22 protein-coding genes are annotated in these 26212 nt (G+C 58.3%); 12 read left to right on the top strand and 10 right to left on the bottom strand.

What is annotated here, in order from left to right; translation table 11 throughout:
• Positions 1-405: 405 nt before the first annotated feature.
• The 7 genes from HMPREF3098_RS08815 (at position 406) to HMPREF3098_RS08845 (ending at position 8596) form a co-directional block, all read left to right on the top strand.
• Complete coding sequence (locus HMPREF3098_RS08815; protein WP_070434834.1) at positions 406-1200, top strand: phosphoadenylyl-sulfate reductase; 795 nt, start codon at positions 406-408, stop codon at positions 1198-1200.
• Positions 1197-2243 carry a sulfate adenylyltransferase subunit CysD gene (gene cysD / locus HMPREF3098_RS08820; protein WP_246815910.1) on the top strand — a complete coding sequence of 349 codons (1047 nt, stop codon included), beginning with the start codon at positions 1197-1199 and terminating at the stop codon, positions 2241-2243. The genes HMPREF3098_RS08815 and cysD overlap by 4 nt, the downstream gene beginning before the upstream one ends.
• A complete protein-coding gene (locus HMPREF3098_RS08825; RefSeq protein WP_070434835.1) occupies positions 2243-3574 on the top strand; it encodes a sulfate adenylyltransferase subunit 1 in 1332 nt (443 codons plus the stop codon). The genes cysD and HMPREF3098_RS08825 overlap by 1 nt, the downstream gene beginning before the upstream one ends.
• Positions 3575-3598: 24 nt before the next feature.
• On the top strand, positions 3599-4402 hold the full coding sequence (locus HMPREF3098_RS08830; protein WP_083284389.1) for a sirohydrochlorin chelatase: 804 nt from the start codon (positions 3599-3601) through the stop codon (positions 4400-4402).
• A gap of 40 nt (positions 4403-4442) precedes the next feature.
• Positions 4443-5513, top strand: a complete 1071-nt coding sequence (locus HMPREF3098_RS08835; protein WP_070434836.1) for a sulfite exporter TauE/SafE family protein — start codon at positions 4443-4445, stop codon at positions 5511-5513.
• 108 nt (positions 5514-5621) lie between these two features.
• A complete protein-coding gene (gene pta, locus HMPREF3098_RS08840) occupies positions 5622-7112 on the top strand; it encodes a phosphate acetyltransferase (RefSeq protein WP_246815911.1) in 1491 nt (496 codons plus the stop codon).
• Between the two features lie 239 nt (positions 7113-7351).
• Positions 7352-8596, top strand: a complete 1245-nt coding sequence (locus HMPREF3098_RS08845; RefSeq protein WP_070434837.1) for an acetate kinase — start codon at positions 7352-7354, stop codon at positions 8594-8596.
• Positions 8597-8750: 154 nt separating this feature from the next.
• Here the strand turns inward: HMPREF3098_RS08845 and HMPREF3098_RS08850 are convergent, their stop codons facing one another.
• The 3 genes from HMPREF3098_RS08850 to HMPREF3098_RS08860 are packed head-to-tail and all read right to left on the bottom strand — an operon-like array spanning position 8751 to position 13935.
• The gene (locus tag HMPREF3098_RS08850) at positions 8751-11306 is read right to left on the bottom strand and encodes a serine/threonine protein kinase (protein ID WP_371440985.1); all 2556 of its coding nucleotides are present in this window, start codon (positions 11304-11306) and stop codon (positions 8751-8753) included.
• Between the two features lie 56 nt (positions 11307-11362).
• Entirely contained in the window at positions 11363-12544 is a 1182-nt protein-coding gene (locus HMPREF3098_RS08855; protein ID WP_083284393.1) for a glutamate ABC transporter substrate-binding protein, read from the bottom strand.
• Positions 12544-13935, bottom strand: coding sequence for a hypothetical protein (locus HMPREF3098_RS08860; protein WP_070434838.1), 1392 nt, complete (start codon positions 13933-13935; stop codon positions 12544-12546). Before HMPREF3098_RS08860 ends, HMPREF3098_RS08855 begins: the two co-directional genes overlap by 1 nt.
• Positions 13936-14040: 105 nt before the next feature.
• Here HMPREF3098_RS08860 and HMPREF3098_RS08865 point away from each other — a divergent pair, with 105 nt between their 5' ends.
• Positions 14041-15054 (top strand): ABC transporter ATP-binding protein, encoded by a 1014-nt coding sequence (locus HMPREF3098_RS08865; RefSeq protein ID WP_083284395.1) that lies wholly within the window; start codon positions 14041-14043, stop codon positions 15052-15054.
• The gene (locus tag HMPREF3098_RS08870; protein WP_070434839.1) at positions 15055-15864 is read left to right on the top strand and encodes an ABC transporter permease; all 810 of its coding nucleotides are present in this window, start codon (positions 15055-15057) and stop codon (positions 15862-15864) included.
• 141 nt (positions 15865-16005) lie between these two features.
• Here the strand turns inward: HMPREF3098_RS08870 and HMPREF3098_RS08875 are convergent, their stop codons facing one another.
• The 5 genes from HMPREF3098_RS08875 to HMPREF3098_RS08895 all read right to left on the bottom strand — a co-directional run bounded on the left by HMPREF3098_RS08875 (position 16006) and on the right by HMPREF3098_RS08895 (position 20985).
• Positions 16006-16539, bottom strand: coding sequence for a MarR family winged helix-turn-helix transcriptional regulator (locus tag HMPREF3098_RS08875; protein WP_070434840.1), 534 nt, complete (start codon positions 16537-16539; stop codon positions 16006-16008).
• Positions 16540-16698: 159 nt separating this feature from the next.
• Positions 16699-18216 (bottom strand): cardiolipin synthase, encoded by a 1518-nt coding sequence (cls, locus tag HMPREF3098_RS08880; RefSeq protein WP_141739732.1) that lies wholly within the window; start codon positions 18214-18216, stop codon positions 16699-16701.
• Positions 18217-18222: 6 nt separating this feature from the next.
• A complete protein-coding gene (locus HMPREF3098_RS08885) occupies positions 18223-19035 on the bottom strand; it encodes an exodeoxyribonuclease III (RefSeq protein ID WP_070434841.1) in 813 nt (270 codons plus the stop codon).
• A 112-nt stretch (positions 19036-19147) separates the two neighbouring features.
• The gene (locus tag HMPREF3098_RS08890; RefSeq protein ID WP_070434842.1) at positions 19148-20284 is read right to left on the bottom strand and encodes a GNAT family N-acetyltransferase; all 1137 of its coding nucleotides are present in this window, start codon (positions 20282-20284) and stop codon (positions 19148-19150) included.
• A 32-nt stretch (positions 20285-20316) separates the two neighbouring features.
• Positions 20317-20985 carry a peptide deformylase gene (locus tag HMPREF3098_RS08895; protein ID WP_070434843.1) on the bottom strand — a complete coding sequence of 223 codons (669 nt, stop codon included), beginning with the start codon at positions 20983-20985 and terminating at the stop codon, positions 20317-20319.
• A gap of 210 nt (positions 20986-21195) precedes the next feature.
• Between HMPREF3098_RS08895 and HMPREF3098_RS08900 the strand changes: the two genes are divergently transcribed.
• The 3 genes from HMPREF3098_RS08900 (at position 21196) to HMPREF3098_RS08910 (ending at position 24078) form a co-directional block, all read left to right on the top strand.
• The gene (locus tag HMPREF3098_RS08900) at positions 21196-21483 is read left to right on the top strand and encodes a DUF3263 domain-containing protein (protein ID WP_083284397.1); all 288 of its coding nucleotides are present in this window, start codon (positions 21196-21198) and stop codon (positions 21481-21483) included.
• Between the two features lie 150 nt (positions 21484-21633).
• On the top strand, positions 21634-22722 hold the full coding sequence (locus HMPREF3098_RS11995; protein WP_282939271.1) for a LytR C-terminal domain-containing protein: 1089 nt from the start codon (positions 21634-21636) through the stop codon (positions 22720-22722).
• 171 nt (positions 22723-22893) lie between these two features.
• Entirely contained in the window at positions 22894-24078 is a 1185-nt protein-coding gene (locus tag HMPREF3098_RS08910; RefSeq protein ID WP_070434844.1) for a glutamate--cysteine ligase, read from the top strand.
• Between the two features lie 51 nt (positions 24079-24129).
• On the opposite strand, the gene HMPREF3098_RS08915 is transcribed toward HMPREF3098_RS08910, so the two are convergent.
• Together HMPREF3098_RS08915 and HMPREF3098_RS08925 are read right to left on the bottom strand one after the other, a co-directional pair.
• A complete protein-coding gene (locus HMPREF3098_RS08915; protein ID WP_246815912.1) occupies positions 24130-24837 on the bottom strand; it encodes a hypothetical protein in 708 nt (235 codons plus the stop codon).
• Positions 24838-25695: 858 nt separating this feature from the next.
• Entirely contained in the window at positions 25696-26148 is a 453-nt protein-coding gene (locus HMPREF3098_RS08925) for a hypothetical protein (protein ID WP_141739733.1), read from the bottom strand.
• Positions 26149-26212 lie beyond the last annotated feature (64 nt).

Genomic DNA, 26212 nt, shown 5'->3' on the forward strand with positions numbered 1-26212 from the left:
TTTTTGTTAGAGTTCTGCTGCACATTGTGTGAATTAGGGTGTGGGCGGTGGGGGTGCTGCGTCGAGGTGTGGGCGGCCCGGATGCGTGGTGGGGAATCCCAAACTCTTTTTCACTTGGGAGGGGGAGCCGGTTTAACCATGCCCGTTTTTACGAGGCCGGCACGTGGTTTTGGATGTCGTGCACAACAATATAGACCGGGTAGTCTGCAAAATGTGCGAAAACCTTGCTGAACTGAACAGATTAGTCTACTGTGGTGTGCAGCTTAAGTAGACCGGTTGGTCTAATTGTGGGCTGAGAGTTCATACCAGCGCTCACGTTGACAACCCTCCCCCTGCTGGACGCAGTGGTGGAAGGGAGCGTGGCGTCGGGAAAAAGAAGAGCCAAACCACAGGAGAAGAGGAACAATGAGCTTGGTTAACGCAGCGGTTGGCCTCGGTGGGCAAGCGGATGACTACCGCGACCCAGCGATTAGCCCCGATGGCGAGCCAACTACCACTACACCGTTGGCGGAAGTGCAGCGTAAGGCGCATGAAAAGCTGGCCGAAAAGTGGAACCCAGAGCTGGAAAAAGCCACGGCGGAAGAAATCTTCGAATGGGCGAACGAGCACGTCGCAGGTTCTATTGCCGTGACCATGAGCATGCAGGACACGGTTCTCGCGGAGCTCGCTGAAGGGCGATTGGATAATGCCGAATTGGTGTTTTTAGATACGGGCTACCACTTTGACGAAACTATCGAAACGCGCGACGAGGTTGCCGAGCGATACAGCCTGCCACTGACCAATGTCACTCCCACGCTAACGCGCCAGGAGCAGGACAGTGTTTATGGCCCACGGTTGTATCTGAAGAATCCCACTGCATGCTGTCGCATGCGCAAAGTAGAGCCGCTTGCGCGGATGCTCAACCCGTTTACTGCATGGGTTACGGGCATTCGTCGCGTGGATAACCAGCTGCGCGCCAACACCCCAGTGCTGGAAGTCGACCGCACTGGGCGGCTGAAGATCAACCCCATCGTCTCGTGGACCGATGAGCAGGTGGAGCGTTATATCGCCGACCACGACCTCATCATTAATCCACTGACCAAGCAGGGTTACCCCTCCATTGGTTGCGCGACATGCACGCTTCCGGTGGCCGAAGGCGAGGATCCGCGATCCGGTCGTTGGGCAGGATCCAACAAGACGGAGTGTGGTCTGCACACATGACAACCGCGAACGCGGAGGCTCCACTCCCAGCGACAAGCTCCAGCCCCGCGCCCCAACTAAACGCAACCAACCCAACTGCGAATACAGAGAAGACGACGAAAGAGGCCAACGACGTGCAAGAACGCACCCAGGAACCCAGTCAAGCCCCAGCGTTATCGCCTCACCTGGCGAGTCTAGAAGCCGAGGCTATCGAGATTCTGCGGGAGGTAGCCGGCCAGTTTGAACGGCCCGCCCTGCTGTTTTCCGGTGGCAAGGATTCCGTTGTGGTCCTGGAACTGGCCAAGCGCGCTTTCGCTCCATCGCCGGTGCCTTTCGAGTTGGTTCATGTTGATACCGGGCACAACTTCCCTGAGGTCATCGAGTTTCGTGACAAGGTTGCAGCGGATCCACGCGTAAACCTGCACGTGGCACTGGTGCAGGATTGGATTGATTCCGGGGCGATCCAGGAACGTCCCGATGGCACCCGCAACCCACTACAGACCGTGCCGCTGGTGGAGACGATTCAGAACCGCGGCTACGACGCGGTGTTGGGAGGCGCCCGCCGAGACGAGGAGAAAGCCCGCGCCAAAGAGCGGGTGTTCTCCGTCCGTGACAGCTTCGGCGGTTGGAACCCACGTCGCCAGCGCCCTGAGCTGTGGGGCCTGTACAACGGCCGCCACCAGGTGGGCGAGAACATCCGTGTGTTCCCCATTTCTAACTGGACGGAAGCCGACGTATGGGACTACATCCGTGACCGCGACGTGGAAGTACCCGCCATCTACTACTCCCACCAGCGTGAAGTTTTCGAGCGCAACGGCATGTGGCTCACGCCAGGTGAATGGGGTGGTCCCAAGGAGGGCGAAGAACTGGTCACCAAGACCGTTCGTTACCGCACGGTTGGCGACATGAGCTGTACCGGTGCCGTGTTATCCGAAGCCACGTCCATCGAGGACGTCATCGACGAAATTCGCACCTCTACCACCACTGAACGCGGTGCCACCCGCGCAGACGACAAGCTCAGCGAATCTTCCATGGAAGACCGCAAGAAGGAAGGGTACTTCTGATGACTGCTCCCACAACCGAACCAAACGCTGGAACTCAGCCCCCTCAGTTGCCCACCCTGCGGCTGTGCACGGCGGGCAGCGTGGATGACGGCAAATCCACCTTCGTAGGTCGCCTGTTGCACGATACGAAGTCCATTTTGGCAGACCAATACGAATCCGTTGAGCGTGCGTCCACCGCGAAGGGGTTGGAAAACCCCGATCTTTCCCTCTTAGTCGATGGCCTACGCGCGGAACGCGAGCAGGGCATCACCATCGATGTTGCTTATCGGTACTTCGCAACGGATAAGCGCAGCTTCATCCTGGCGGACACCCCGGGTCACGTGCAGTACACCCGTAACACTGTCACTGGCCTGTCCACTTCAGAGTTGGTTGTTGTTCTGGTCGATGCCCGCAACGGTGTTATCGAACAGACTCGGCGCCACCTCACCGTTGCAGCTATGTTGCAGATCTCTCACGTTGTTGTGGCGGTCAATAAAATCGACGCCGTCGACTTCAGCGAAGACGTTTTCACCTCGGTGAAAAAGGACGTGGACGCGCTCGCCGCTGATTTGGGCCTGCGCCACGTGGACGTGGTCCCAACTTCCGCGTTGCTGGGTGACAATGTGGTGGAGCGCAGCGCAAACACCCCGTGGTACACCGGTCCCAGCGTGCTGGAGATCCTCGAGCAGGCCACCCCAGGTGCGGAAAACCAGTCCATCAACCGGCAGCTGCGTTTCCCCATCCAGCTGGTGATTCGCGATCATGCCACCGACTACCGCGGTTATGCCGGCCGTATCGCGGCCGGAACTGTCTCCGTCGGCGATCAGGTCACCGCTGGTGGGCATGAAGCAATTGTCCAAGGAATCGATGGCCCCGCAGGCGAACAGAACACGGCGAACCGCGGTGAATCCGTCACGTTGCGCCTGGATCGAGAAATCGATCTTTCTCGCGGTGACGTAATCGGCGGGCTGGATCTACCGGAGCCCGTTAACACCTTCGAAGCCACCGTGTTCCATTTGTCTGAAACCCCTCTGCGCTTGCGCTCGAACGTTCTGATTCGCTACGGCTCGGCACTCGTGCGCGGACGTGTGGATCAGGTGCTGCGCCGCGCCGATGAACTGGTAGACGCCCCTCACGGTACGGACGAGGCCGCGGGCGCTGACGTTGCGGCTTCTAAGCCCACAGACCCCGCCACCATCCAACAATTAGAGCTCAATGACATCGCCGATGTGCGTATCACTGTGGCGGACCCGCTGCCGGTGGAGCAATACCGTCGTGGCGGGCGCGTGGGCTCCCTGCTCGTTGTCCACCCGCAAACCGGCGATACGCTCACCGCCGGACTGGTGAAGTAAGCCCATCACAAGGAATCCACAACCATGATTTCAGCAGCTCCGCGCAGTGCCGACGGCATTCGTACCGCCAGCACCACCCCTCAGGGGCCCGGTGTTGACGCGGGCGCGCCGATTATTTGCCTGTCACACGGCTCTCGCCATCCGCAGGCCGATGCTTGTGTTGCTGAGATCGCCCGCGTTGCCGCTGCCTTGAGCGGGCGGCCGGTCTACTTCGCGCACTTGGATTTTTCACCGTCAACCCTTACGAACGTGGCGCATATCGTCGCCGCGACGGGTGCGACCCACGCAGTTGTGGTGCCTTTGCTGTTCACTGATGCCTTTCACATGCGCCATGACGTCCCGAGCGCCATCGCGGAGGCTGCAGATTCAACCAGTTTGCGCCTCACCCTGGCTCGCGGTATCGGCACCGGTGATGATGTAGCTGATCTGCTTGCACGGCACACTCGCCGCCACCTTGCTTCTCGTCGCCGGTCTGTTCTTTCGTCCGACGCCCACGTGGTGCTCTACCACGTCGGATCTTCAGTTCCAGGGGCGAATGACTCGGTGGAGCGCCTAGCGGCTTCACTGGCGACGAGACTGCAATTGCAACCCGATCGTGTCACCGCCGTGCCCGCCACCGGTGGGCACGGCGGGCCGGGCGTCGTTCAACAATTGCAACCCGATGTGGTGGTGCCACTGTTTTTTAGCCCAGCAACTTTGCTCGACCGGCTTCATCACTACCTAGAGAATCGAATGCCCCAGGGAGCCTGTATGCAGGTGCCGCATCTTGGCACCGCCGTAGCTCCCCTCGTTATTGCACGGGCTGAACAAGCTCAGCTTTCCCAGTAGCGCACATAGCGCCTGACCTCACCGAACTCTAGGAATCCTCATGAAAATTCTTATTTTTGCCCTCGTTGGACTCGCAGCCCAACTCGTCGATGGTGCCTTGGGCATGGCTTTTGGTATCACGGCCACAACTTTGCTGGTCTTTTCTGGCCTGGGTCCTGCGCACGCCAGCGCTGCTGTACACCTTGCAGAGGTAGGGACCACGCTCTTTTCGGGTCTTTCCCACTGGCGGTTGAAAAACGTCCACTGGCCGACTGTGTTGGCTCTGGGTGTACCTGGGGCGATCGGCGCGTTCGTCGGTGCCTATGTGTTGAGCAGTTTGTCTACTAAGGCGGCTGAACCCGTAGTCTCCACGATTTTGGTTTTGTTGGGGGCGTACGTGCTGGTTCGAAGCGTGGCGATCCCATGGCAGAAGCCCAACAAGACCCAGCCGGCCACATCCACGGCAAAGTCGCGCGCGGGGCTGGCGGTTCTGGGGCTAGGCGGTGGTTTCCTGGATGCTTCCGGTGGGGGCGGATGGGGACCGGTTACTACGTCGACTCTGATGAGTGTGGGTAAGGCCGAGCCGCGCCGCATTATCGGTACGGTCAACACCGCCGAGTTCCTGGTTGCTCTGTCTGCATCGGTCGGATTCCTGTTCGGGATGGGTAATGAACTCGCGCAGTCCTGGCAGCCTGTGTTGGGCCTGCTTGTTGGTGGTGCGATCGCTGCACCTATCGCCGCGTGGGCCGTTTCCATCGTGAAGCCCGAAATCCTGGGCGGGCTAGTAGGTGCATTGCTGATGTTCCTTAACTCCACGCGGCTCATTAAGTACTTTGGCCTCGCTGGTGTGATTGGCGTGGTTCTATTCGGTCTGGCGGTGACTGTCACTTTGGTGGTGGTTCGCAAGAAATCCATCTTTGAACGATCCTTGCGTTCGGATGAACTGGACCGCGAGAAGAGCGCGCAGGACGCTTCTCGTCCCAAGGAGCGGGAGGGAAAAACTTCCACGTCAGCCAGTCAAACAGATGAAAATAGTACTGCTTCAATCCCAGATAGTGAGAATCAGCGCGTTCATGAGTATGCGGGGGCAGCTAAGGGGTATCACGATTGGAATAGGCCTGAACTGCGTTAATCCCGCCCCCACGCTATGAAAATGATCACAGCCAACCATTGACTGTGTGAAACACCGCACAACTGCGCGCTTATCCATGCACAATATGCAATAGAGAGGGTCTGCTTAATGACCCAGGTTTTACAACGCATGGAGGATGATCAACCCGTGGTATCTGTAGATATCCCGATTAAGGCGCTACTCACACCCGTTGGTGGTGCTGCTGCCCGGCGCGCAGACATTGCGCACTCCACCACAACGCCCACCGGCGCTGCAATGCCCGAAACGGACACCTCGGGCATTGAATGCATATTTCAAGTCACCAACATCTTCGGGGAGGGCCGCACAGAGTCCGCATCGAATGCGGAAGTGTTCCAAGGTGCGCTCGAGGAACTGGAGAATGTGGCGTCGGACGTATTAATCGGCACTGGGGAGGCCCACCTGGATTCCCGGCTGGCGGCCGCAAGTGGCGCGGCGCATCTGCTGGTTATTTCCACCGACGCCGACGAGAAGCTGGCCACCCTAACCCGTCGGCAACTCGAGGCCAAAGGGGCAGAGGTCCACGGCGTCATCCGCGAAGAAGAACTAGCCCAAACCCTCAGCGGCATTCGTGGCGCAGATAAGCGCGAGCCCCAGATCGGCCCCGAGCTGTTCGAACTCAATCTGTTGCGCCAAGCCAAGGCGAAGCGCACCCACATCGTCTTGCCCGAAGGTGAGGACGATCGCATTCTGGAAGCTGCCCATCAGCTGCTGGCGGACGACGTGTGCGAACTGACCATCTTGGGTAATCCAGACGACATCAGTACACGTGCCGCTAACAACGGCTGGGATATTTCGGCCGCGCATGTCGCAGATCCCACCCAAGGCGAACAGCTGGAGCAGTTTGCACAGGATTTTTACGAACTCCGCAAGCATAAGGGCATCAGCATCGAGGATGCCCGCGCGACGATGCAGGATATCAGCTACTACGCCACGATGATGGTCCACAAAGGATTGGCTGACGGCATGGTTTCCGGCGCGGCGCACACTACTGCCCACACGATTAAGCCCTCGTTCCAGATCATCAAGACTGCACCGGGTTCCAGCGTGGTCTCCTCCATCTTCCTACTAGTCATGGATGGTGTGCTGTGGGCATTCGGCGATTGCGCGGTCAACCCTAACCCAACGCCAGATCAACTGGCGGAGATTGCAGCTGTCTCTGCCCACACCGCCGCGCAGTTTGGGATCGAACCCAAGGTCGCGATGCTTAGCTACTCCACCGGTACTTCGGGGTCTGGCCCCGATGTCCAGGCGGTCGCTGAGGCCGTGGCTAAGGCCAAGGAGACCTTCGCCTCTGTGCAATTTGAAGGCCCCATTCAATTCGACGCTGCGGTGGTGGAATCCGTTGGGCAGAAAAAGATGCCGGGCTCCAACGTTGCCGGACACGCCAATGTATTCATCTTCCCTGACCTGAATAGCGGAAATATCGCATACAAAGCGGTCCAGCGGACTGCGGGCGCGCTCGCAGTGGGGCCGATCTTGCAGGGCTTGAACAAGCCTGTCAACGACCTCTCCCGTGGCGCCACGGTGCCGGACATTGTCAACACCGTGGCCATTACAGCCATCCAAGCGCAGGCCTAGCCGCCATCGCCTACGCGGGGTGTGCAGTTGTCGCTAGATGCTGATGGCCACCGTGTACCCAGGCGCCGGCGGCCACCGTGTACCCAGGCGCCGGCGGCAACCGTGTATCCAGGCGCCGGCGGCAACCGTATGCCCAGGCGCCGGCGGCAACCGTGTACCTAGGCGCCGGCGGCAACCGTATGCCCAGGCGCCGGACGAACTCCCCCTACCCATCCCGAGACAGAAAAGAAGTGCAGATTATGGATATGGATCACCACGTAGAACAAGCCAAGGGCTCAGAATTCGTTCTGGTTCTCAACAGCGGCTCCTCATCAATTAAGTTCCAGGTTCTGGATCCTCAGCAGGGTGCTCTGGAAGCCCCATTTATCTCTGGCATTGTGGAGAAGATCGGTGAGCCAAGCGGTCACATTAAGATCTCCACCACAACCACCAAAATGGAGGACACCCGCCCTATCCTGTCTCACTCGGTGGGTCTGGAACGTGCCTTCGGCATGATGACGCTCCTCGGTGTGGGGCCCCAAGACCTGAACCTCATAGCGGTGGGGCACCGCGTGGTGCAAGGTGGTGCGGAGTTTACTGGGCCCGTCATTGTTGATGACACGGTTTTGTCCAAGTTAAGGGATTTGATTCCCCTGGCACCACTGCACAATCCGGCACACATCGACGGCATGGAAAACGCTATGGCGCTGCTACCGAATGTGCCTCACGTGGCGGTGTTCGATACCTCATTTTTCTCCACGCTGCCCGAGGTGGCGTATACCTACGCTTTGCCGCCTAAGCTGGCGGAAGAGCACAACATTCGTCGCTATGGTTTCCACGGAACCAGCCACGAGTATGTGTCGCAGCAATTGCCGGGACTTATGGGGCGCGACGCCAAGGATATCAACTGCATTACCTTGCACCTGGGCAACGGCGCATCCGCGTCCGCCATCAAGGGTGGGGAAGCAGTGGATACTTCCATGGGGCTAACACCACTGCCGGGCTTGGTTATGGGTACCCGCACCGGTGACATCGACCCATCTATTATTTTCCACCTCGCGCGATCGGCGAAAATGACCATTGACGAGCTGGACAACTTGTTTAACCGCCAGTCCGGTTTGAAGGGTATGGCTGGTGTGAATGACTTCCGCGAGCTCACGGAGATGATGGCAGCCGGCGATGAGGCCGCTACTTTGGCATACAACGTCTATATCAATCAGATCCGCCGCTATGTCGGTGCGTACATGATCACCCTTGGGCGTGTGGACGCGATTGTGTTTACCGCGGGCGTGGGGGAAAATGCTGTTCAACTGCGTGAAGATGCCCTCGCTGGCTTGGAAAACTTCGGTATCGAGATCTGCCCTTCGCGCAATGCCAATGAGGACGGGGTAGAAGGCGCGCGCATGATCTCTACGGAGGATTCTGCAGTGAAAGTCTTCATGGTTCCTACTAACGAAGAGCTGGCTATCGCCCGCTACTCCTTAGAGCTGGCAGAGCAAGAGTAGCTGGGCACGGGGGCGCCCGCTGAGGTGGTGGCCCCGCCTCACAGCTCCCGCACCCCGGCAGTTCTCGTCCCCGCACCCCGGCAGTTCTCGTCCCCGCACCCCAGCAGTTCCAGACCGGTCATTCCAGCGCAGCTCCGGTTTGCCCCCCTTGGAATCAGAACCAGGTTCGGGGCCGAATCTTGTTTGCCATATCCACCAAGCGGAACCGGTGCAGGGGGAACTGCGTTTGCCGCGCCATGTGCCGCAGACCGCGTTCCAGCCCTAGGCGCAATCCGCGTTCGGTGAACTCCGCATCAAAAATAGGCTCGGTGGAAACCGGCCCCAATCCGTCCTTGCCACGGCGGCGCAACCAATTGAGCGCAGCCGACATCACCGCGAGTTTGACCTGCTCCAACCGTGGTTCATTCGTTGGCATCGTGGCCAAACGGCGCGCGGCCCGACGGATGCGCGTCTCGGTGAGCAGCGAGGCGTCAGAAATAAGAATCAAGATGGTGGTGAACCGAGCCAAGCGATTGTGCCGCGAGTTCTGCGGCACCCGATCTAGGGCGGTGACCGCCGAATCAATCAAACCTTCTGCCATCAGTTGCCGCGCCAAACCGAAAGCACTGGATACCGTGGTCGGATTCGTGGCCCATACAAGGCCGTACAGGCGCATCGCGTGGAAGCGGAGCGCGACCGGATCCAGCGTCACGTGATCCCAACCGGGCACACCCGAGTAGTCATCTACCGGCACGCGTTGCGCGTAGGCCAACGCCGAAGCTGCCCGGGTGGCCTCGGTGTCCAGCAGCTTAGACGTATTCACCCCCTGTTGCTGTAGTAGCAATTCATCGGTCGCGGCGAGCGCCAACTTGGGGGCAGGTTCGCCGGGCAAGATGAACAGCACCTTGTTGAAGCACGCTTGCGCCGTCGCGAAATCGCCACTGAGCAGCCCAACCACACCCGAATGCCAGTGGAAACGCCAATCGTTACCCAACCGGGGTTCTAGGGATTCCAGCAGTTCCTTTGCCTCCACGGTTTGACCCACATCTAGGTGGGCGCGGACCATCGTCAGTGGGATCTCCACACTGTTTTCCATGTCCGGGTTACGCATGGCGGAATTCAACGTGTCCATCAGGTCGCTGGTCTCCGTGAAACTCGCCGCAGACAACAACGCCGCGCCGGGGTCGCTCGTGTCGGTCAGGGGAGTAGGCAAAGCTGCCACCACTTCCGAAGGGGAAATCTCCACACTGCGTTCCACACCGTCAAGCAACTGGTCCGTACGGAACACAATGTGCTTGGTGCCGTAGGTGGAACGTTGTGCAGTAAAACGCGTATCCAGGTGGGCGTATTGACGGCCGTCACGGATAGCCAGAATCTCCCGCAGCACACCGACTAGCTGGTTCGCCATGGCTGATGCCGATGCAAAACGCACCTTCGGATCGGGGTTCGTCGCGCGCAATAGCAGGCGATAAAGCGACATGTACTCGCGGAAGAGGGGTTCTTCATCCGGGGTGGGCAGGTCCCCAGTGTAAGCTCCGTTTTCCACTTTCAGCGCCACAATTAGCGAAGCCAGCGTGCGGCCCACCGTGTAGATATCGCTGGCGACGGTGGGGCCGGTCGTGGCGATTTCGGGCGCTTGGAACCCCTTGGTTCCGAAGATGTGCCCGAACGCGCCAATACCCGTGACCGCCCCCAGATCGATCAGCTTCACCTGGTCTTCGGTGATGATGATGTTGTCTGGCTTCAAGTCGTTATAAACCACTCCGCGCGAGTGCAGGTAATCCAGCGCCGGCAGCACTTCCAGGATGTAGCCGATGGCTACGTCTACGTCCAGCAGATTCCGGGGCATGCGGCGCCGGCGGGCGCGCAGGGATGGCCCGCCGACATACTCCATGACGATGAAGCCGCCCTCCACACGCGGGTCGTCGATAAAGTTGAAGATTTTCACGATTCCCGGATGCGTAATCTCGGCAAGGAACGCCCGTTCCGATTCGGCCACGGCCCGCTCATGCTCGTTTTCCGTGGCCATCATGCCCTTGAGAACCACGTAGCGGTCCGCCACATTGTGGTCGGTCGCGATGTAAACCCAGCCCAGGCCACCGTGCGCGATGGGGCCCAGAATCTCGTATTGACCAGCGATGATGTCACCGCGCTTCAGGGTTGGGGGCTCCACCCCCTTCTCGATCGCATCCGTAGGGTCGATCACGGCCTGTTCGGGATCAGTCGGCGGAATGAACGGTAGCCTCACCATGCCACCGGCGATCTCCGCGCCGCGCCGCCGGGTACCACGTAAGCGTCGGAACTCCGAGAGTGCCTCCCTGCGCGACCGCTCACCCGGCTCTAGGTTGGATACGGGGTTCTTTTTATTCGACGCCCCGCTTTTCCCCTTCCTCTCCGCCAGTGGGCCGGTGATCTCATCGGGATCGGCAGACGTGAAGGACGCGATGTCGTCGGTATCTTCCTCGTCGTCGTCTGCGAATGGGTCGAACGCGACGGCTTCGGTGTGAGCTTCGTCGTTTGAGTTGTCCGAGCTACTCGCGTCGCGGGTAATGCCTGGGGTGGTCGCGTGTTCGGTGACCTCTAAATCATCGTCAGTGCCGTCGTCGTCTGCGAATGGGTCGAATGCGACGGCTTCGGTGTGAGCTTCGTCGTCGTCTGCGAATGGATCGAATGCGACGGCTTCGGTGTGCACATTGCTCTCATCATCGTCGTTCTTGCGGGAATGGGACACGTCGATGCGATCGGGGGTTTCGCGAGACTCGTCAGAGCTGTTCTTGTTGGTCACTGTCACTCCTCCGTGCTACTCGTCTGTGCCGCGGTTTCCGGTGCCTTCGTGGTATCCGCTAGTGCCTCGTCCCGGAGGCGCTGTTTTTCCGCCTCATCGCGGGTCCTTGCGAGCTCTCTCGCCTCCTCATCCGTGCGATAGCTGGACGGTGGCATGGACGCCGGGCCCAGGTAATCGCGCATCCACTTATCGAATAGGCGCACCCAGGTACCATCCTGTCGAATGCGCTCCAAAGTGTCGTTAACCTGCATAGTCAGCCCAATGGAGGGTTTTCCATCAACCTGCAGCGGGATACCCACGCCGTAGTGGTTCACTTGGTCATCGCCACCCACCAATCGCATATAAGGGTCCTGGGCCTGCAATCCAGAAAGAATTGCATCGTCCGTGTACACCGCATCGGCTTGATGCCGCTGCAAAGCCATCAGACAATCCGTCCATGTACGGGTGGCCAGTACCTTGGACAGTTCGTAGTTGTGCAACGCGGAAGCCGACGTGGAATCGTTAGTCGCACACACCGTCTTGTCCTTCAGATCCTCCATGCGCTCAATAGTGGACGTTTTTGGAACCAGTAAACGTGGTTGAACCGTCAGATAGGGGGCAGAAAACTCGATGCTTTCCTGCCGCGTCTTGGTGATCGACATCGTGCGGACGATGATGTCCACTTCCCGGTCGCGCAGAGCCTTCTCGCGGTTACGGCTTTCCACATATCGGAACTCCACCTTGTCCGGATCATTGAAAATATCGCGAGCGATTTCTCGTGCCAGATCAATTTCAAAACCCACGAGCTCCCCGTTAACGGGATCGCGATAACCCAAACGGTTAAGTGATTGGGCAATACCCACAATCAAACGGCCACGCTTGTGAATCTCTTTCACGCGCTCTTTCGGCTCACGGTTATCCGGGCGAATACTCCCTATGGGCGCCTGCTCATCGGCATCGCTGGTGGGAATATCGTCCGGGGATACCAATCGAGATTCTGGTGGCAAGTCCGCACTGGGGCTATCAATCACGGTCGGCCACTCCTTGATCTCGGTGGGAGCAGAATTCGCGCAGCCGGCGACCGTAGCGCCTAGCACGATGACCGCCATCACGATGGCGCTGCGGGAACGCGTCTCGGTCGACTCAAAGGCCCTGGGAGAACGGTATGTGAGCTGAGCTGGGCGTCGGGATAAAAAAGGAAACATCACAGGAACTCCTGCAGGCGGGGACGAGTGCCGAGGAAGCAGCTCACAGCGGCCAAAATGGTGAGCGAGAGAACCAAATTTGTGATGCGACCGGCCGCTACACTGCCGTCAATAAGGCTGGTCTGCAGGCGTGAGCGATTGTCAGAGATGAGCGCTTGCAGTTGCTCGTCCAAAATTTTGAAGTTGACGGTGCTGTACTCGGAGGATCGGGCGCCGGGGGTGAGACGGTAATCGCCGAGAGCAGTTTTGATGGCATTGCCGTATTCGCCGTTGCGTAGATCCGCCACCATGAGTGCGTGGGCATTATCCCATCCGCGAAGAGATTCGCGTGCGTTGTCCACACGGCGAGGATTCGCCACATCATCGCGAATATCCAGAAGCGTGGCATCGATCGTTTTCACCGAATTCACGAACTGCTGATGTCGCTGGTCGGAATAATCGCGTTGCACCAAGCCTAGAGCCTCATTCGTGCGGGCCTGTTGTACCGCGATTCGAACCTGGGTGAGTTTGCTGAGCGAGGTCGCTGAATTATTTGACGCATCGTCGGTGCCCATCCACGTCACCGCCGCGCTGGCGCTGGCCCACAGCGTGGCAAAGACCATGAGCACAGTAGCCACCACATAACCCAAGTTAAGCCGACGGTTGGTGAGAGCCGCCAACCACAATTGCGCCAAAAGCAAAAACCCTACGGCCGCAATGAGGCCCGACAAGGGGAACCACAGGGGAGTGACAAGGGATTGCCGTTCGTCCGTGACCTTGCGGCTGGTCCGCTCGTGCAGTTGCTGCGCGGCGGGTAGCATTTGCTGCTGCATCAGCTCAGAGCCCTGGGTTAGGTAGGCCACACCAACGGGGTTGCGCAAGCGATCGTTTGTTTGGGCGGTTGATACTAGCTGCACGTAATTGGGGAGGTTTTTTTGGATCGCAAGAACCAGTTGCATGTCGTCACTGGAGATCTCGTCGATGCCGTGCCCCGCGTGAATCACCGCTTCGGAAGCCCGCTGGGTGGCACGCAAAAACTGTTCGCGGGAGGCTACGTCACTGTCGTTTTGTTTTAAGAAGCTGGTAGTGGCTATGGAATCGGCTTCGGACAAGGCGTTGAAGAGCTCCTGCGAAGCGTTGGATAGGGGCTCCGTTTGCGAAATGAGGGTATCGAGTTTTTCCCGTCGCTGTTCGGAAGAAAAAACCATAGCGCCACCGGCAGCGAGGATGGCCACGATCAAAATGAAAGAGACGATCGTTAGTCGTCCCGGAGTTGTGGACGCAAAGCGGATAAATCGGCGCGGTGCCTCCTTTGTCACACTCAAGAAACCGCGGAAACTGCGCGCCTGGGTGGGTGGGACCTCGTCATGGTCCATCCACCTATCGACATCAATCGCGGGGTGAGCGGGCATGGAGAAAATTATATACAGCCTAAAGAAACTATTTCAGCCAGATACGGGGTTAAGTGTAAGCAGTTGCCCTGAATACATCGGGGTTCGTGTGGCACACTGGCTTGCATGATTAAAGTCAGCCATCTGACCAAGTCATACGGAAACTCTGTGGCCGTAGATGACTTGGACTTCGAAGTAAAACCAGGGATTGTTACAGGATTCCTTGGACCCAACGGTGCCGGTAAATCAACGACAATGCGCATGATCGTAGGTTTGGATCGCCCTACTCGGGGTTCAACGCAGATTGATGGCAAGCACTATTCGGAGTACAAGCACCCCCTGGAAAAGGTGGGGACCTTGTTGGATGCGAAGTGGGTTCACCCCAGTCGCTCCGCCGCGAACCACCTGCGGTGGATGGCTGCGACTAACGGAATTTCCAAAAAGCGCGTGGATGAGGTGCTGGGCATCGTTGGGCTGAGCGATGTTGCTGGTCGCAAAGCGGGCGGATTCTCCCTTGGTATGGGACAGCGCCTTGGATTGGCAGGTGCTCTGCTGGGAGATCCAGAAGTGTTGATTTTGGATGAGCCCGTCAATGGTTTGGACCCAGAGGGCATCCGGTGGGTTCGACAATTCGTTCGTGCGTTGGCGGCTGAAGGTCGCACGGTGTTGGTGAGTTCCCACCTACTGTCTGAGATGGCGCAGACAGCGGATCACCTCATTGTGATCGGTAAGGGCAGGTTGATTGCGAATACCTCGACGCGTGACTTCATCAAATCAGCATCCGAGTCCTCGGTAGTGGTGCGTACGGATCACCTGAAGGAACTGGGCCAGGCGCTGGTGGAGGAGAATGTGGCATACCGGGAATCTCAAGACGCGGATGGTCGCCCCACCTTGTTGGTTCCCGATCGTGACAGCGACTGGGTGGGTGCCTTGGCATATAGCTATGGTCTGCGTTTGCGTGAACTCACCGAAGTGCGCCCGAGCCTGGAGGAGGCGTTTATGCGTATGACGGGTGATTCCGTCGAGTACCAGGCCACCACGACCCCGAATGGTCTTGGCGTACTGGGCGGTCCTCCTGCAATGCAGGGAGCAGCCAAAAAAGTCGTTACGAACAATGACGAGAAGCAGAAGGGGAACTAGATGCTGAGCGTAATCAAATCGGAGTGGATCAAACTTCGCACCACCAAGGCTTTAGCGTGGACTACTTTCTTGATTCTGTTTCTATCCATCGGCTGGGCTGTGCTCATGGGGTTCGGCAACGCCGCAATCCTCAATGACAGTGAATTGAAGAAGGAGCCGGAAACATATGCCGCCATCGTCAGTGGCATCACTGCGGATGCGGCCGTATCGGGTTTTGCGCTGATTGGCATCATGATCGTTACGATCCAAGCCGTCATGTTTGTCACTGGCGAGTACAGTTCGAACGTATCCAAATCCACCTTGCTGGCCACCCCTAAGCGAACCAGTGTGCCACTGGCGAAATTGCTGGTATACGGCGTATTGGCTACTGTGCTGGCGTTTTTCACTTCGCTTTTGAGCGTTGTGGCCATGCGGTTGGTTATTGGGTCCAAGATCGATCAACCCATCATCATGGAGCAGCTGGCCCTCAACGGGGACGCATGGACCGTCATCAGTCGCTTGTGCTTGAAGACCTTCCTTATTGTCGCACTGTCCATCGGTGTGGGATACCTACTGCGCCATACTGCTGGTTCGATTGCGCTGGTAATTTTGTGGCCGCTGCTGGTGGAAGGCCTGCTCGTAGGCATGCTGCCCAAAGTGCGCGATTGGTTGCCACCGTACATGCCGTTCGGCAACATGGATGATGCAATCGGGCTGAATGATGTTGCCGATGCTCCGTGGGGGCAGGTCGGCTCGATGATTTACTTTGCCGCTTGGGCGCTGGTGATCTTCATCGCTGGAGTAGTGGTGTTAAAGCGCCGCGACGCTTAAGTGCCTTCCGGAAAAACGGAACACTCCCCGGCCAGTACTGTTCTCAGTTCACTGGCGCCAGGGGAGTGTTTGTCGTTGCGGCTGTTTCGCGTATAGCACGGGAATGATAAGGCGCGCGATGTCGGCCAATTCCGTCAGGGGCTACTCCTGCCGACGCTGTATGTCATCAATGAGGGTCTCTGCCGCAATCGACAGGTTGCGCAGGGCCGGAACGCCGCGGCGCAGTTTCGCGATATCGCGCGCATCCATCCGGTTGGTTGCGCGAGCAATGAGTAGCGCCCATTCGTCTGTGATGGAGTTCATCATCTCGATACCGTCGTCGGTGAGGTATAGATCTTGGGCGCGCTTGTCTTGATCATTGGCCTTACGCAGCACAAAGCCGTTGTTGATGAGCCGCCGCACGGTCGCCGAGACGTTCGATGCACGCAGGAAACGCAATCGTGCGATATCGGAAACTCCACAACCTGGATGCTGAGAGATGAACTGCAGCACTTCGATTTCGGACTGTGAGATTTCCAGCTTCTGGTTCGGGCGCTCCATCAACCGCCGAATACCGGAAAGGAAATCGTAGACCGAGGTCGCGATTTCCGCGACATCGATTTCGGGCAGCACCTCTGGTGCGCGGTGACCACGAATTGCGGGGGTTTCCGGTCGGGCAGCATCGTCGATTGCCATAGTCTTCGTCTTCCTCTAATCAACAGTATGGGTTACGTATGTTTCTAATCGTTCATGAACTTTTATGGGCAAAAACGAGTGAATTAGATTGTAAACGTAGCCGTGAGTGTATCCCGAATGGCATGTCGAATACTCTGGGGCGCGCCGTCGGACGTGCAGTTATTGCAGCGCGCTGGAGAGGCGGGCCACGTTATCCACGTAGCGTTTGTACCAGGGGCGCTGATCCCATTCCTCCTTGGTCAGCGCATGGCACACCTGTTTGTACTTACGTGCCTCGGCGCGCAGTGCATCCATCAACTCGCCCTCACCGGTCATGACGGTGACCTCGTAGTTCAACCCAAATGATCGCGGGTCCATGTTCGAGCTACCCATCAGGGCAATTTCCGTATCTGCGATCATGAACTTTGTGTGGAGAACTTGGGGTGCGGGATAGAGGAACATTTTCACGCCCGCCCGCAGTAGCTCGTTGTAGTAGGAGGCCTGGGCGTGCCCCACCAGCGCCTGATCGGATTTCTCGGACACGTAGAGTTCTACATCAACACCGCGATAGCAAGCAGTGGTCACTGCTTCCATGAGGGATTCATCTGGGATGAAGTAGGGGCTGACCAGAATCAGCTTACGCTTGGCGTGGTGGCACACGGAGGTGAACAACCGGAGGTTGGGCTCTGTCGTAAAACCAGGGCCCGAGGGGATGACTTGCATGAGGTCGGTACCGGTATCTTCGTGCTCGATGGTCATTTCCCTCTTACGATTGCCCGGTTTGATCAGTCCCAGCCGCTCACCACTTTCGGTATACCAATCCACCGCAAAGACCGAGTTGATTGTGGTCACAACGGGCCCTGATACTTCGGCCATGATGTCGTGCCATTGTCGGCCGATCCGGTGGTTTTTGCGGTTTTGGTATTCGGGTTCAATCAAGTTTTGGGACCCGATGAAGGCCCGCTTGCCGTCGACAACAACCAGCTTGCGGTGGTTGCGCAGATCCGGCCGCCGGAAGCGCCAACGCCACGGTTGCAGCGGAAGCATAACGTGGTGCTCCACGCCCATTTTTTTCAGCCGCTTGCCCAGCCGCCGGTTGCCTTTGTACTTGTGGCTGCCTAGGTGGTCGTACAGAACTCTTACTTTGACGCCCCTTTGTACTGCGCGTTCAAAAGCCTCAAATAGGGGCTGGGTCGTGGAGTCCCACGCCATGATGTAGATCTCGCAGTTAACGTATTCCTTCGCCTCATCGACGAGCTCCGCCATGGCGGTGATCGTTTCCTTGTACTCGTCGTGCAGTTTATGCAGCTTGCCCTCGGTGGCGGGAAGTGCGGTGAGCTCGCGATTGAGTTTCACTAAGCTATCGACTTCATCGCACACATGAAAACCGTGGGGAACGTCAGGTTCGTTAGCGGCGATTTCACGGATCTGCTTGTTGGCCTCCTTCTGGATGGCGTGGCGCCGTCGGTTGACATACGGCGAGCCCATGAGGAAGAAGAACAGCAGACCGAAGAATGGGACTAGGAAGATCGCCAGTAGCCATGCCATTGCGCTCGTAGGGCGGCGGTCGTGGGGAACCCATCCCAAAGCGGCGATCTTCAGGCTGTAATCAGCCACGATCAACAGGACCTGCCACCACTCCAGGTTGTCGGTGAGGTTCAGGATCATGTTGATCGGGTCGAACAGTTGCAACGTCATGGGCAGCTATACCTCGTAATCGATGATCACGGGAGCGTGGTCCGAGGCGCCCTTGCCCTTGCGCTCATCGCGATCGACACGGGCGGAGGTAGCGGAGATTCCTCGCGCGTACTGCAGGTCAATGCGCATGCCTTCGCCCTTTTGGAACCGGAGGGCTTGGTAATCCCAGTAGGTGTATTCATCTTCGATGAGCTTCGTGGCTTCTTCCATACCCGCATTTTCGAGGGCCGCGAGGCAGGCGCGTTCGCGCGGGGTGACGTGCGTTTTGCCGTCGAAGTGAGATCGGTCCCACACGTCCTCATCGCGTGGGGCGATGTTGAAATCGCCAACGAGGCACAGTTTGTCCTCGGCCGGCGTGATTGTATCGCCCTGGGTATCGGCGCTACGTTTAGTGGTGACCTCCCCACGGGCGTAATCGGCTAGCGCCTGCAACCAGCGTAGTTTGTAGGTGTAGTGCGGATCCCTGATCTCGCGACCATTGGGTACGTAGAGGCTCCAGACCTCCACATCACCGCAGGTTGCGCCAATCGCGCGCGCTTCCATGTTCTGATCCTGTGGCAGATCCTTGTCGAATCCCGGTTGCCCAAAGTTGGTTTTCACGTTCTCCAGGCCTACTCGGGACAGTATTGCCACGCCGTTGAAGCTGTGCAGGCCAAAGTGTGCCTGCTCATAACCTGTGTCCGTAAAGTCGGGGAACTGCTTATCCGTGCACTTGGTTTCTTGCAGACAGAGAACGTCCACGTCGGAGCGTGTGAGAAACTCGCGGACGCGGTCTTCGCGAGTACGGACTGAATTGATGTTCCACGTGGCGATACGCATGCAGTCAACTGTAACCCGTGGGTTCATGTTGAGGCGAAGATGTCAGCGACTCAATACGTTATGCTCCCGATACTCGTGTGCCCCAGGTTCCGCTGGGGCGATGCAGTCGTGGTTAGAGAACTAGACTCCGGACCCGGTGGTGCTCGCTGAAGCCCAGTCCGTGATAGAGGCCGCGGCCCGCTTCATTCGTACGTAGCACATCGAGGTAGGCACAATCCGCACCGTGTGCTCGGCCCCACTGCAGCAACTGCTGGCACATGAGGGTGGCAAGCCCTTGGCGTCGGAAAGAAGGAATGACCTCCACTGCAGAAAAGCCGAGCATATGGCGACGGCCGCCGCGTGTGACCGTGCCGCGTGAAACCGCGACTAGTGCATCGTCGATGTGCAGGCTGGCGAATCCCAGGGAGCCGTCAATACGGGCAGTCAGTAGTTCCAGCGCGCGCGGCGGGAGGGGTTGCCCGCGGAAGTTGTACAGGGATAGCCACTCGGGACTGGCTTCGTCGGCGACGGTGAACACGGCCTTGTGGGCTGCGACAGGAGCGCGGTGGGCTGCAGTGGATGCTGAACCGTTCATCACAGTGGGAGCCCCATTGTCAGCAGCAGGGGTGGTGTTGCCGGTTGTCGCCGCGGCTGCACCGTTCGTCACAGTCGCCAGGGCCTCATCATCAGCACCTAGTTCCCGAAACATCACGATGATCTCTGGCCCCGCGTGGCCCTCCAGGTGCTCGGCGGTACGGCCAATCCGATCCGGAACCAGCAGCTGAGGGGGTAGATTGTGGCGGGCATAAAACTCCTTGATTCCCTCCACCGGCACGGGCTGTACTGCCGCTTCGGGGCCTAGTGGTACGGCGGAATTGCTGCGCTCTGTGATGCCGTCACCCGCGCGAGCTAACCATCCCCCAATCCATTCGTTGGCCAACCCGGGGAAAGCCTCGGCCTTCGCTTCCTCCACTGCACGAATATCGCTATTCCGTACGGGTTTGGAGCTCAGGGTTTTCAGTACGACCACGCCCCGGGGATCAATTTCCACGGTTCCCTGTTTACCGCGCACGACCAGCGGGTCAACGCTGATGAGGGGGCCGATTACGTCTTGGGCATCGCCATGATCGACCAACGGCAGGTGCCGCACGATGACCCGCACGCCCGGGCGAATACTGACAGGGTCCGTTCTGCGAGAGATGGGGAAGGGAAAACCGGGAACGCGCCGGGCTCCGGCGGATGCGGCGGTGATTTCAGTATTGGGGTGCATGGTTATCCAAAGGTTGAGCGGCGGCAGGGGGGTTATTCGGCAGTGATGCCGTCTTCATCCAGATCGTCGTGGCCGAAAGGATCCGGGTCCGTCCCTGGTAGCCAGGTATTTCCTGCGACATTCCACTTTTCGGCCTTGAAGGCCCTTTTGGCTGCCCGCTTGTTCCGGCCGAGCAGCACGTCGGTGTAGAGGAACCCATCGAGGTGGCCGACCTCATGCTGCAGGCACCGTGCGAAAAATCCGTATCCTTCTACTGATACGGGTTGGCCGTTCTCATCCAACCCGGTTACTCGAGCCCAATCGGCGCGACCAGTGGGGAAAGAGTAGCCAGGTACGGACAGACAGCCTTCTTCGTCATCGTCTTCATGGGGCATGGTCTTCGGGATCTCGGAGGTCTCCAGGGTTGGGTTGATCACACAACCCCGGCGCATTGGGCCTCCATTGGCTTCAACCTGGGCTTCGGTGAGGCGTTCCCCTTCGGGCCCTTCGATATCGGGGCAGTTGTAAACGAACAGCCGCAGGTGTACTCCCACTTGGTTGGCGGCGAGGCCCACGCCGTGGGCGCGGTCCATCGTTTCGTACATGTCGTTGATGAGTTGGGAAATCTCTGCCGAGGGTGCTTGGCCCTCCGTGATGTCTACAGGTGTGGTGGGGTTGTGCAGGACTGGGTCACCGGCAATAACGATGGGCATGATTGTCATGGGATTGATTCTACGAGTTGCCTGCGACAACATTCCTGACAGTCCTCGCTGTCTGGGCATTGTGTGGGACCTTTTGGCTGTGATGATGAACGGCTAGGCTCCGAATGGCCAGGTGCGCGAACGGCTAGGCTCCGAACGGCCAGGTGCGCGAACGACCGCATACTCGAACTCAATTGCGCCTTCTGCCACCCCTTCGGCACAATAACAAGAATGCTGGGTGAGGATGAACCTGCCGATGATAAACCGGCTGCTAATCAACGGTTCAATGATGAACTGACCGATGACGAAAGAGCCATGCTCGATTTCGAGAAAAAATGGTGGCGCGATCGGCGCGTAAAAAATGAGGTCATCCGTCGCGAGTTCGGCATTAGCCCCACCATTTACTTTCGCCGACTCAGCGCGTTGATCGATCGGCCTGAAGCTTTGGATTACGATCCGATTCTCGTGCGCACTTTACTCCGACGCCGCGACGGTCAAACCGCCTACGGTTCCTCCTAGCGAGGTGGCGGGGTTCTGAGCATAACCACCGCCCTTTCATCGTAGCTTCGGCGTTGCCCGTTCCCTTAGGGTTTGGCTTTAGCCAGATTCTCCCCATGCGCCCCCCGTGTCACACTTGTTATTAATGTGACGGAAGTTAATATTGGGGCTGTGACTGATGTAAACCGTCCTCGCCATGCCCGCCACGAGCCCGAATTCGATGATGAATTTAACCTCGTCGATGACGACTCGACCGATCATGAATTCATCGATGACCGCGAATCAACGGTGACCGATCCCGCACGCGATCGTGTCGCCGGTACGGGCCCGCGCGCGAAATCTTGGCGACGCGAAGCGCCAGTAGCTGGCACAGCTGGAGCGGCCGGTGTAACAGGTGCTGCGGGTGCTGCAGAAGCTGCAGACACCGCAGGGCATACAGGATCCGCAGGGTACGCCGATGCTGAAGGCGCGATGGGCGCCGAGCGTGCAGCAGCTAAGCATTCCCGCACCACGGATCGCTCTGGCAGCACCGCGGTAGAACCAGACAAGCAAGGCCCACCTTTGCGCGGTCTGGCGATGATCCTGCTAGCCGTCGGTGTTCTGTTGGTCGGCTGGGGTGCATACTCCCTGTTCGGTGACAACGATGACGCGAAGAACACGGCCCAAAATCAAACAGCGGAAAACAATGGGCAGCCACAGCAGGCCGATCCCGCGGGACAACCGGGCCAAGCGAAACCCGGTGATCTCAACCAGGATGGGCAGAATGCCGATGGCAATGGCGAGGGTGACAAGAACTCGCAGGACCCAAACAAGCCAGGCAACCCGAATGATCCCAACAAACCTGCCCCAGGCGACCCCGCTGAACGTGACCCGAACGCAGCGGGTGCCCCAGGTGCAGTAGGGGGCGGGGAAGCGCAGGGCGTCGTTAATAAAGAAAACGAATACGTCACCGTTTTGAACAACTCCCCAATCCAAGGGCTGGCGGGCGATACGGCAAACAAGCTCAAGGGCAAGCAGTGGGCGAAGACCGGGTACGGCAACCTGGCGGATACCAGTGGCACATTCCCGAACTCCGTGGTGCTGTACCCCGGCAATAACCCCAATGCCCGCGCGGCCGCCGAGCAAATCGCGCGTGACTTGGGTGTGAAAGCGCAGCAGCGCGATGGGCGGATCGACGATACTTTGCGCGGTGCAAAGATGCTGGAGGGCGGTGCCCCCGCCGCGGTGGTAGTTGTGACCACCAATGACATGCCACGTTAAAATGAGCTGATTGCCCCCAGAGTCCTACGGATAGTGAAAATGAGGCGCACTCCTGTTGCGGTCCCCACCAGCGACTGTCACCGGAGTTGACGGTTGCCCACAAGCAAAAGCTGTTGTTCGCCCCACGTTGCGACCCCCAAGAAGACTCTCTGCCCCGTTAAGGAGCACAACATGGATTTTCCTGGTTCGCAGCCCACACTCGGAATTGAGTGGGAGGTCGCGCTGGTCGACCCTGAAACCCGCGACCTAGTCCCGCGCGCCGAAGAGATGCTGGAGCGGATGGACGAGCGTTACCCGGGCCATTCGGTGACCCGTGAATTTTTGGCGAACACGGTGGAAATGGTCTCCGGGATCCACCACACGGTGCCGCAGGCGATGGAGGATATAACCACGCAGCTGCGGCAGTTGCTGGACTGCGCGGACGACTTGGGTGTGGAGATTTTCTCTGCCGGTACCCACCCTTTCGCGGATTGGGGGGACCAGCAGCTCTCGGAAAAGGGGTCGTACCGCGAAATCATTGAACGCACTCAGTACTGGGGTCGCCAGATGCTGATCTGGGGAATTCACGTTCACGTTGGTGTGAGTAAGCGGGATTATGTGTGGCCGATCATTAATGCTTTGATGACGCACTACCCGCATGTCTTGGCCCTGTCGGCTAGCTCTCCTGCGTGGAATGGCCTAGATACCGGTTACGCTTCCAACCGCACGTTGCTGTATCAGCAACTGCCCACCGCGGGGATGCCATACCAATTCGGTGCGTGGGAAGAGTGGGAGCAGTTCAACCTGGATCAGGACCGTTCCGGGGTGATTAACCACACGGGTTCCATGCACTTCGACGTGCGGCCCACAAAGTACGGGACTGTGGAAATCCGGTTCGCCGATGCCACGATGGCGCCGTGGAAGGTGGCTGCGGTGGCCGCGTACGTTCATGCGCTGGTCGTGTACTTCGAACGCGAGCTTGCCGCCGGCCGTTCCTTGCCCTCGCTGCAGCAGTGGCATGTTGCGGAAAACAAGTGGCGGGCGGCTCGTTATGGTCTCGACGCCCTCATCATCCTCGACCGCGAAACCAACGAGGCACTGGTCACCGATGCGCTGCGCCGGTGGGTGGAGGTCCTTACACCGTTGGCCGAGGAACTCGGATGCCTGCGGGAACTCGGGGGAGTGGAACGGATTATTTCCGAAGGCGGTGATTATGCCTTGCAGCGGGCGGCCGCGCGCGAGGCGGGGGCGGCCCTAGAACCGGGGGTGCGCACCCGCGGTGATCATGGGGCCGAGCAGGGCTTTACGCAACCGGAAAGCTGGAAGGCTGCGGTGGACCTGACGGTTGAAACCTTGCGCAGGGAAGCTCGGGCATAATCAAACCCTGCGCGAGGAATGGTGCGTATTCCCTTTTGGCCAGGTCCCTCGTTAAGCCCGGTGCAGGCGCCCAGCTGCCGCGCACAGTGCGTTTGCAATAGACAGGTCGGGGTTGGACCCGAATCCCACTGCCCATGCGCGGTGCGATTTGTGCACGGTGTAGATGAAGGTCACGGTGGCCTCGAAGATCTCGAACTGGTGGAATTCCAGGATCTCTACGGGCATTGCGTGATCGGCCAGAACTTCGGATACTGCACTGCAGGCGCCCATCGCGGTGATGTCCACAACCGTTCCTTGTCCATCGGCGCGGAGCCCAGCCATCGACATGTGGTATTCGTGCTTGCCTGCGCGCAGGGACTGGGAGCGCAGGAATTCTACGCGCACATCTGATGGAGCATAGGTTTGGATGAACTGCTTCCACTCCATGCCACGTGCTTCTTCTCGCATGCCTTTGGGTAGGCGCACGCCGAACCTAGCGCGGAATGGATCCTCGGCAAACGTGCGGGTGCGCTGGCGGCGCTTTTCAATGCGGGTGCTCTCCGCCTTGACGAACGTTTTCGCCGTGGAACGACGTGCCGCAGGGATGGTGGAGTAGGTGGGGCGCCCGGCGGTTTCGGGACGGGCGAACCGGATCATCGTGGTGGTGCGCATGTTTTCCTCTGATTCCCCAAACATCGAATCTGGTGCATCGACTGCGTAGCCATGTTCTGCAGTGCTGATCGTGTACCGAGATTCGGTGTGGGAAGAGTTGCTCGACATTGTTCTCATCGGTCCTAACTGTGGTTTTGTGTGCCTGTCGTGGACCGACGCTTATGCGATGTGCTGTAACCCCGTAGTGGAGGGGTCAGTCCGCGCCTCCACCCGGGTTGGGTACTCGCATAAGAATGTGGCTCATGTCATAAGAATTTAGTGGGGCTGCCCAACAACGGCAACTCCTCGTCCCCGAGGTTTCCCATTTGGGGGGATTATTCATCTTGCTATACGGGAACGGGCTGGTTAGATGGTTCACGGATACCATGGCTTGGGTGAGCAGGTGGAATCCCTTGGTCCCGGTGAAACGCTCGCTGTGATACATCTCGGATGCTTAAGACTTGCCCAATGGCTTTGCTTATCGCTCTGTAAGAGGCGAGCCCCACGTTCACGTGGGACCCACTGCGCACTCGCCGGCCTCTTCACTGCCGCAGGCTGCGGGCCTCACGCGCACGGCGCCCACGATTCCTCCGCACCACGGCGCACGCCCTCGTTGCTGCGGGCCTCACGCGCGCGGGGCCACATGACCAAAATGGAATAGTGGAGCGACTTAGTTACATCCAGTGCAAACGCCCCGTTCTCGCTAAAGGGAGAACGGGGGACAGGGAAAGCTATCCCATCAGTAGCTTCCATGCGAAACTGCCTATGACGGTGGCGATAGCAAAGGGAAATAGGGGGAGGATAATATGCTTCACGGAAGATGATCCGTACGTTCGCTTCCCGACTAGGTAGGCACTGAAGCATCCGGCAGCGAGGAGCACAGGGATGATCAGTACGCCGTCTGAGCCGTGGCTTATGAAGTAGACAGCGACAAGTGATAGTAGTAGCCCTGCGATGATATACAAGAAGTTCAGTTTCATGAGATCTTTAAAGTAGGATCGTTGTAACTATGCGTTGAGCAATTCCGGCCGCTCGGTCGCTCATGCCAATTCGTTTGAAACCTTCTTTGACTCTTACTCCAATTTCTCCGTCGATCCCTATAGCTATATCGAGCGCTTTCCAAGTTTTATCAAATGTGATGTATGCAGTTGGAGGGCCCGCAAACTTTACAGCTTTTTCGAAGCGCTCTTTGCCCATTTTTTCTAGGGCCCATTTCATTCCCTTTACTGCTTGTTTTGCTAGCCAGCTCTTAGCTCCGTAAGTTGTGACTTGGTGATCGTTTGGGTTGCTCTGTCTAAGCTTTTCTACAAGATCTGGGTCGTTGATTCTTTTCTCGATCTGATTCAATTCCTCAGGGGTGGGCTCTGGAATTCGAGTTGAATCGTTTGTGGAAATCGAGATTTCTTTCACTGGAGCTGCTTTTGCGGAAGCAACGTTCATAGAAGCTGCTATCGTCGCAATAGTAAGACTTATGAATGTGGCGGAGGCTAATTGCCTTTTAAGT

This window comes from Corynebacterium sp. HMSC28B08 (assembly GCF_001806865.1).
In the GTDB taxonomy this organism is placed as follows: Bacteria; Actinomycetota; Actinomycetes; order Mycobacteriales; family Mycobacteriaceae; genus Corynebacterium; species Corynebacterium auriscanis.

What these genes read in the sequence shown, in the direction of transcription:
- HMPREF3098_RS08815 (WP_070434834.1), top strand. Translation starts at nt 406, where the DNA reads ATGAGCTTGGTTAACGCAGCGGTTGGCCTCGGTGGGCAAGCGGATGAC.
- cysD (WP_246815910.1), top strand. Translation starts at nt 1,197, where the DNA reads ATGACAACCGCGAACGCGGAGGCTCCACTCCCAGCGACAAGCTCCAGC.
- HMPREF3098_RS08825 (WP_070434835.1), top strand. Translation starts at nt 2,243, where the DNA reads ATGACTGCTCCCACAACCGAACCAAACGCTGGAACTCAGCCCCCTCAG.
- HMPREF3098_RS08830 (WP_083284389.1), top strand. Translation starts at nt 3,599, where the DNA reads ATGATTTCAGCAGCTCCGCGCAGTGCCGACGGCATTCGTACCGCCAGC.
- HMPREF3098_RS08835 (WP_070434836.1), top strand. Translation starts at nt 4,443, where the DNA reads ATGAAAATTCTTATTTTTGCCCTCGTTGGACTCGCAGCCCAACTCGTC.
- pta (WP_246815911.1), top strand. Translation starts at nt 5,622, where the DNA reads ATGACCCAGGTTTTACAACGCATGGAGGATGATCAACCCGTGGTATCT.
- HMPREF3098_RS08845 (WP_070434837.1), top strand. Translation starts at nt 7,352, where the DNA reads ATGGATATGGATCACCACGTAGAACAAGCCAAGGGCTCAGAATTCGTT.
- HMPREF3098_RS08855 (WP_083284393.1), bottom strand. Translation starts at nt 12,544, where the DNA reads ATGTTTCCTTTTTTATCCCGACGCCCAGCTCAGCTCACATACCGTTCT.
- HMPREF3098_RS08860 (WP_070434838.1), bottom strand. Translation starts at nt 13,935, where the DNA reads ATGCCCGCTCACCCCGCGATTGATGTCGATAGGTGGATGGACCATGAC.
- HMPREF3098_RS08865 (WP_083284395.1), top strand. Translation starts at nt 14,041, where the DNA reads ATGATTAAAGTCAGCCATCTGACCAAGTCATACGGAAACTCTGTGGCC.
- HMPREF3098_RS08870 (WP_070434839.1), top strand. Translation starts at nt 15,055, where the DNA reads ATGCTGAGCGTAATCAAATCGGAGTGGATCAAACTTCGCACCACCAAG.
- HMPREF3098_RS08875 (WP_070434840.1), bottom strand. Translation starts at nt 16,539, where the DNA reads ATGGCAATCGACGATGCTGCCCGACCGGAAACCCCCGCAATTCGTGGT.
- cls (WP_141739732.1), bottom strand. Translation starts at nt 18,216, where the DNA reads ATGACGTTGCAACTGTTCGACCCGATCAACATGATCCTGAACCTCACC.
- HMPREF3098_RS08885 (WP_070434841.1), bottom strand. Translation starts at nt 19,035, where the DNA reads ATGCGTATCGCCACGTGGAACATCAATTCAGTCCGTACTCGCGAAGAC.
- HMPREF3098_RS08890 (WP_070434842.1), bottom strand. Translation starts at nt 20,284, where the DNA reads ATGCACCCCAATACTGAAATCACCGCCGCATCCGCCGGAGCCCGGCGC.
- HMPREF3098_RS08895 (WP_070434843.1), bottom strand. Translation starts at nt 20,985, where the DNA reads ATGACAATCATGCCCATCGTTATTGCCGGTGACCCAGTCCTGCACAAC.
- HMPREF3098_RS08900 (WP_083284397.1), top strand. Translation starts at nt 21,196, where the DNA reads ATGCTGGGTGAGGATGAACCTGCCGATGATAAACCGGCTGCTAATCAA.
- HMPREF3098_RS08910 (WP_070434844.1), top strand. Translation starts at nt 22,894, where the DNA reads ATGGATTTTCCTGGTTCGCAGCCCACACTCGGAATTGAGTGGGAGGTC.
- HMPREF3098_RS08915 (WP_246815912.1), bottom strand. Translation starts at nt 24,837, where the DNA reads ATGTCGAGCAACTCTTCCCACACCGAATCTCGGTACACGATCAGCACT.
- HMPREF3098_RS08925 (WP_141739733.1), bottom strand. Translation starts at nt 26,148, where the DNA reads ATGAACGTTGCTTCCGCAAAAGCAGCTCCAGTGAAAGAAATCTCGATT.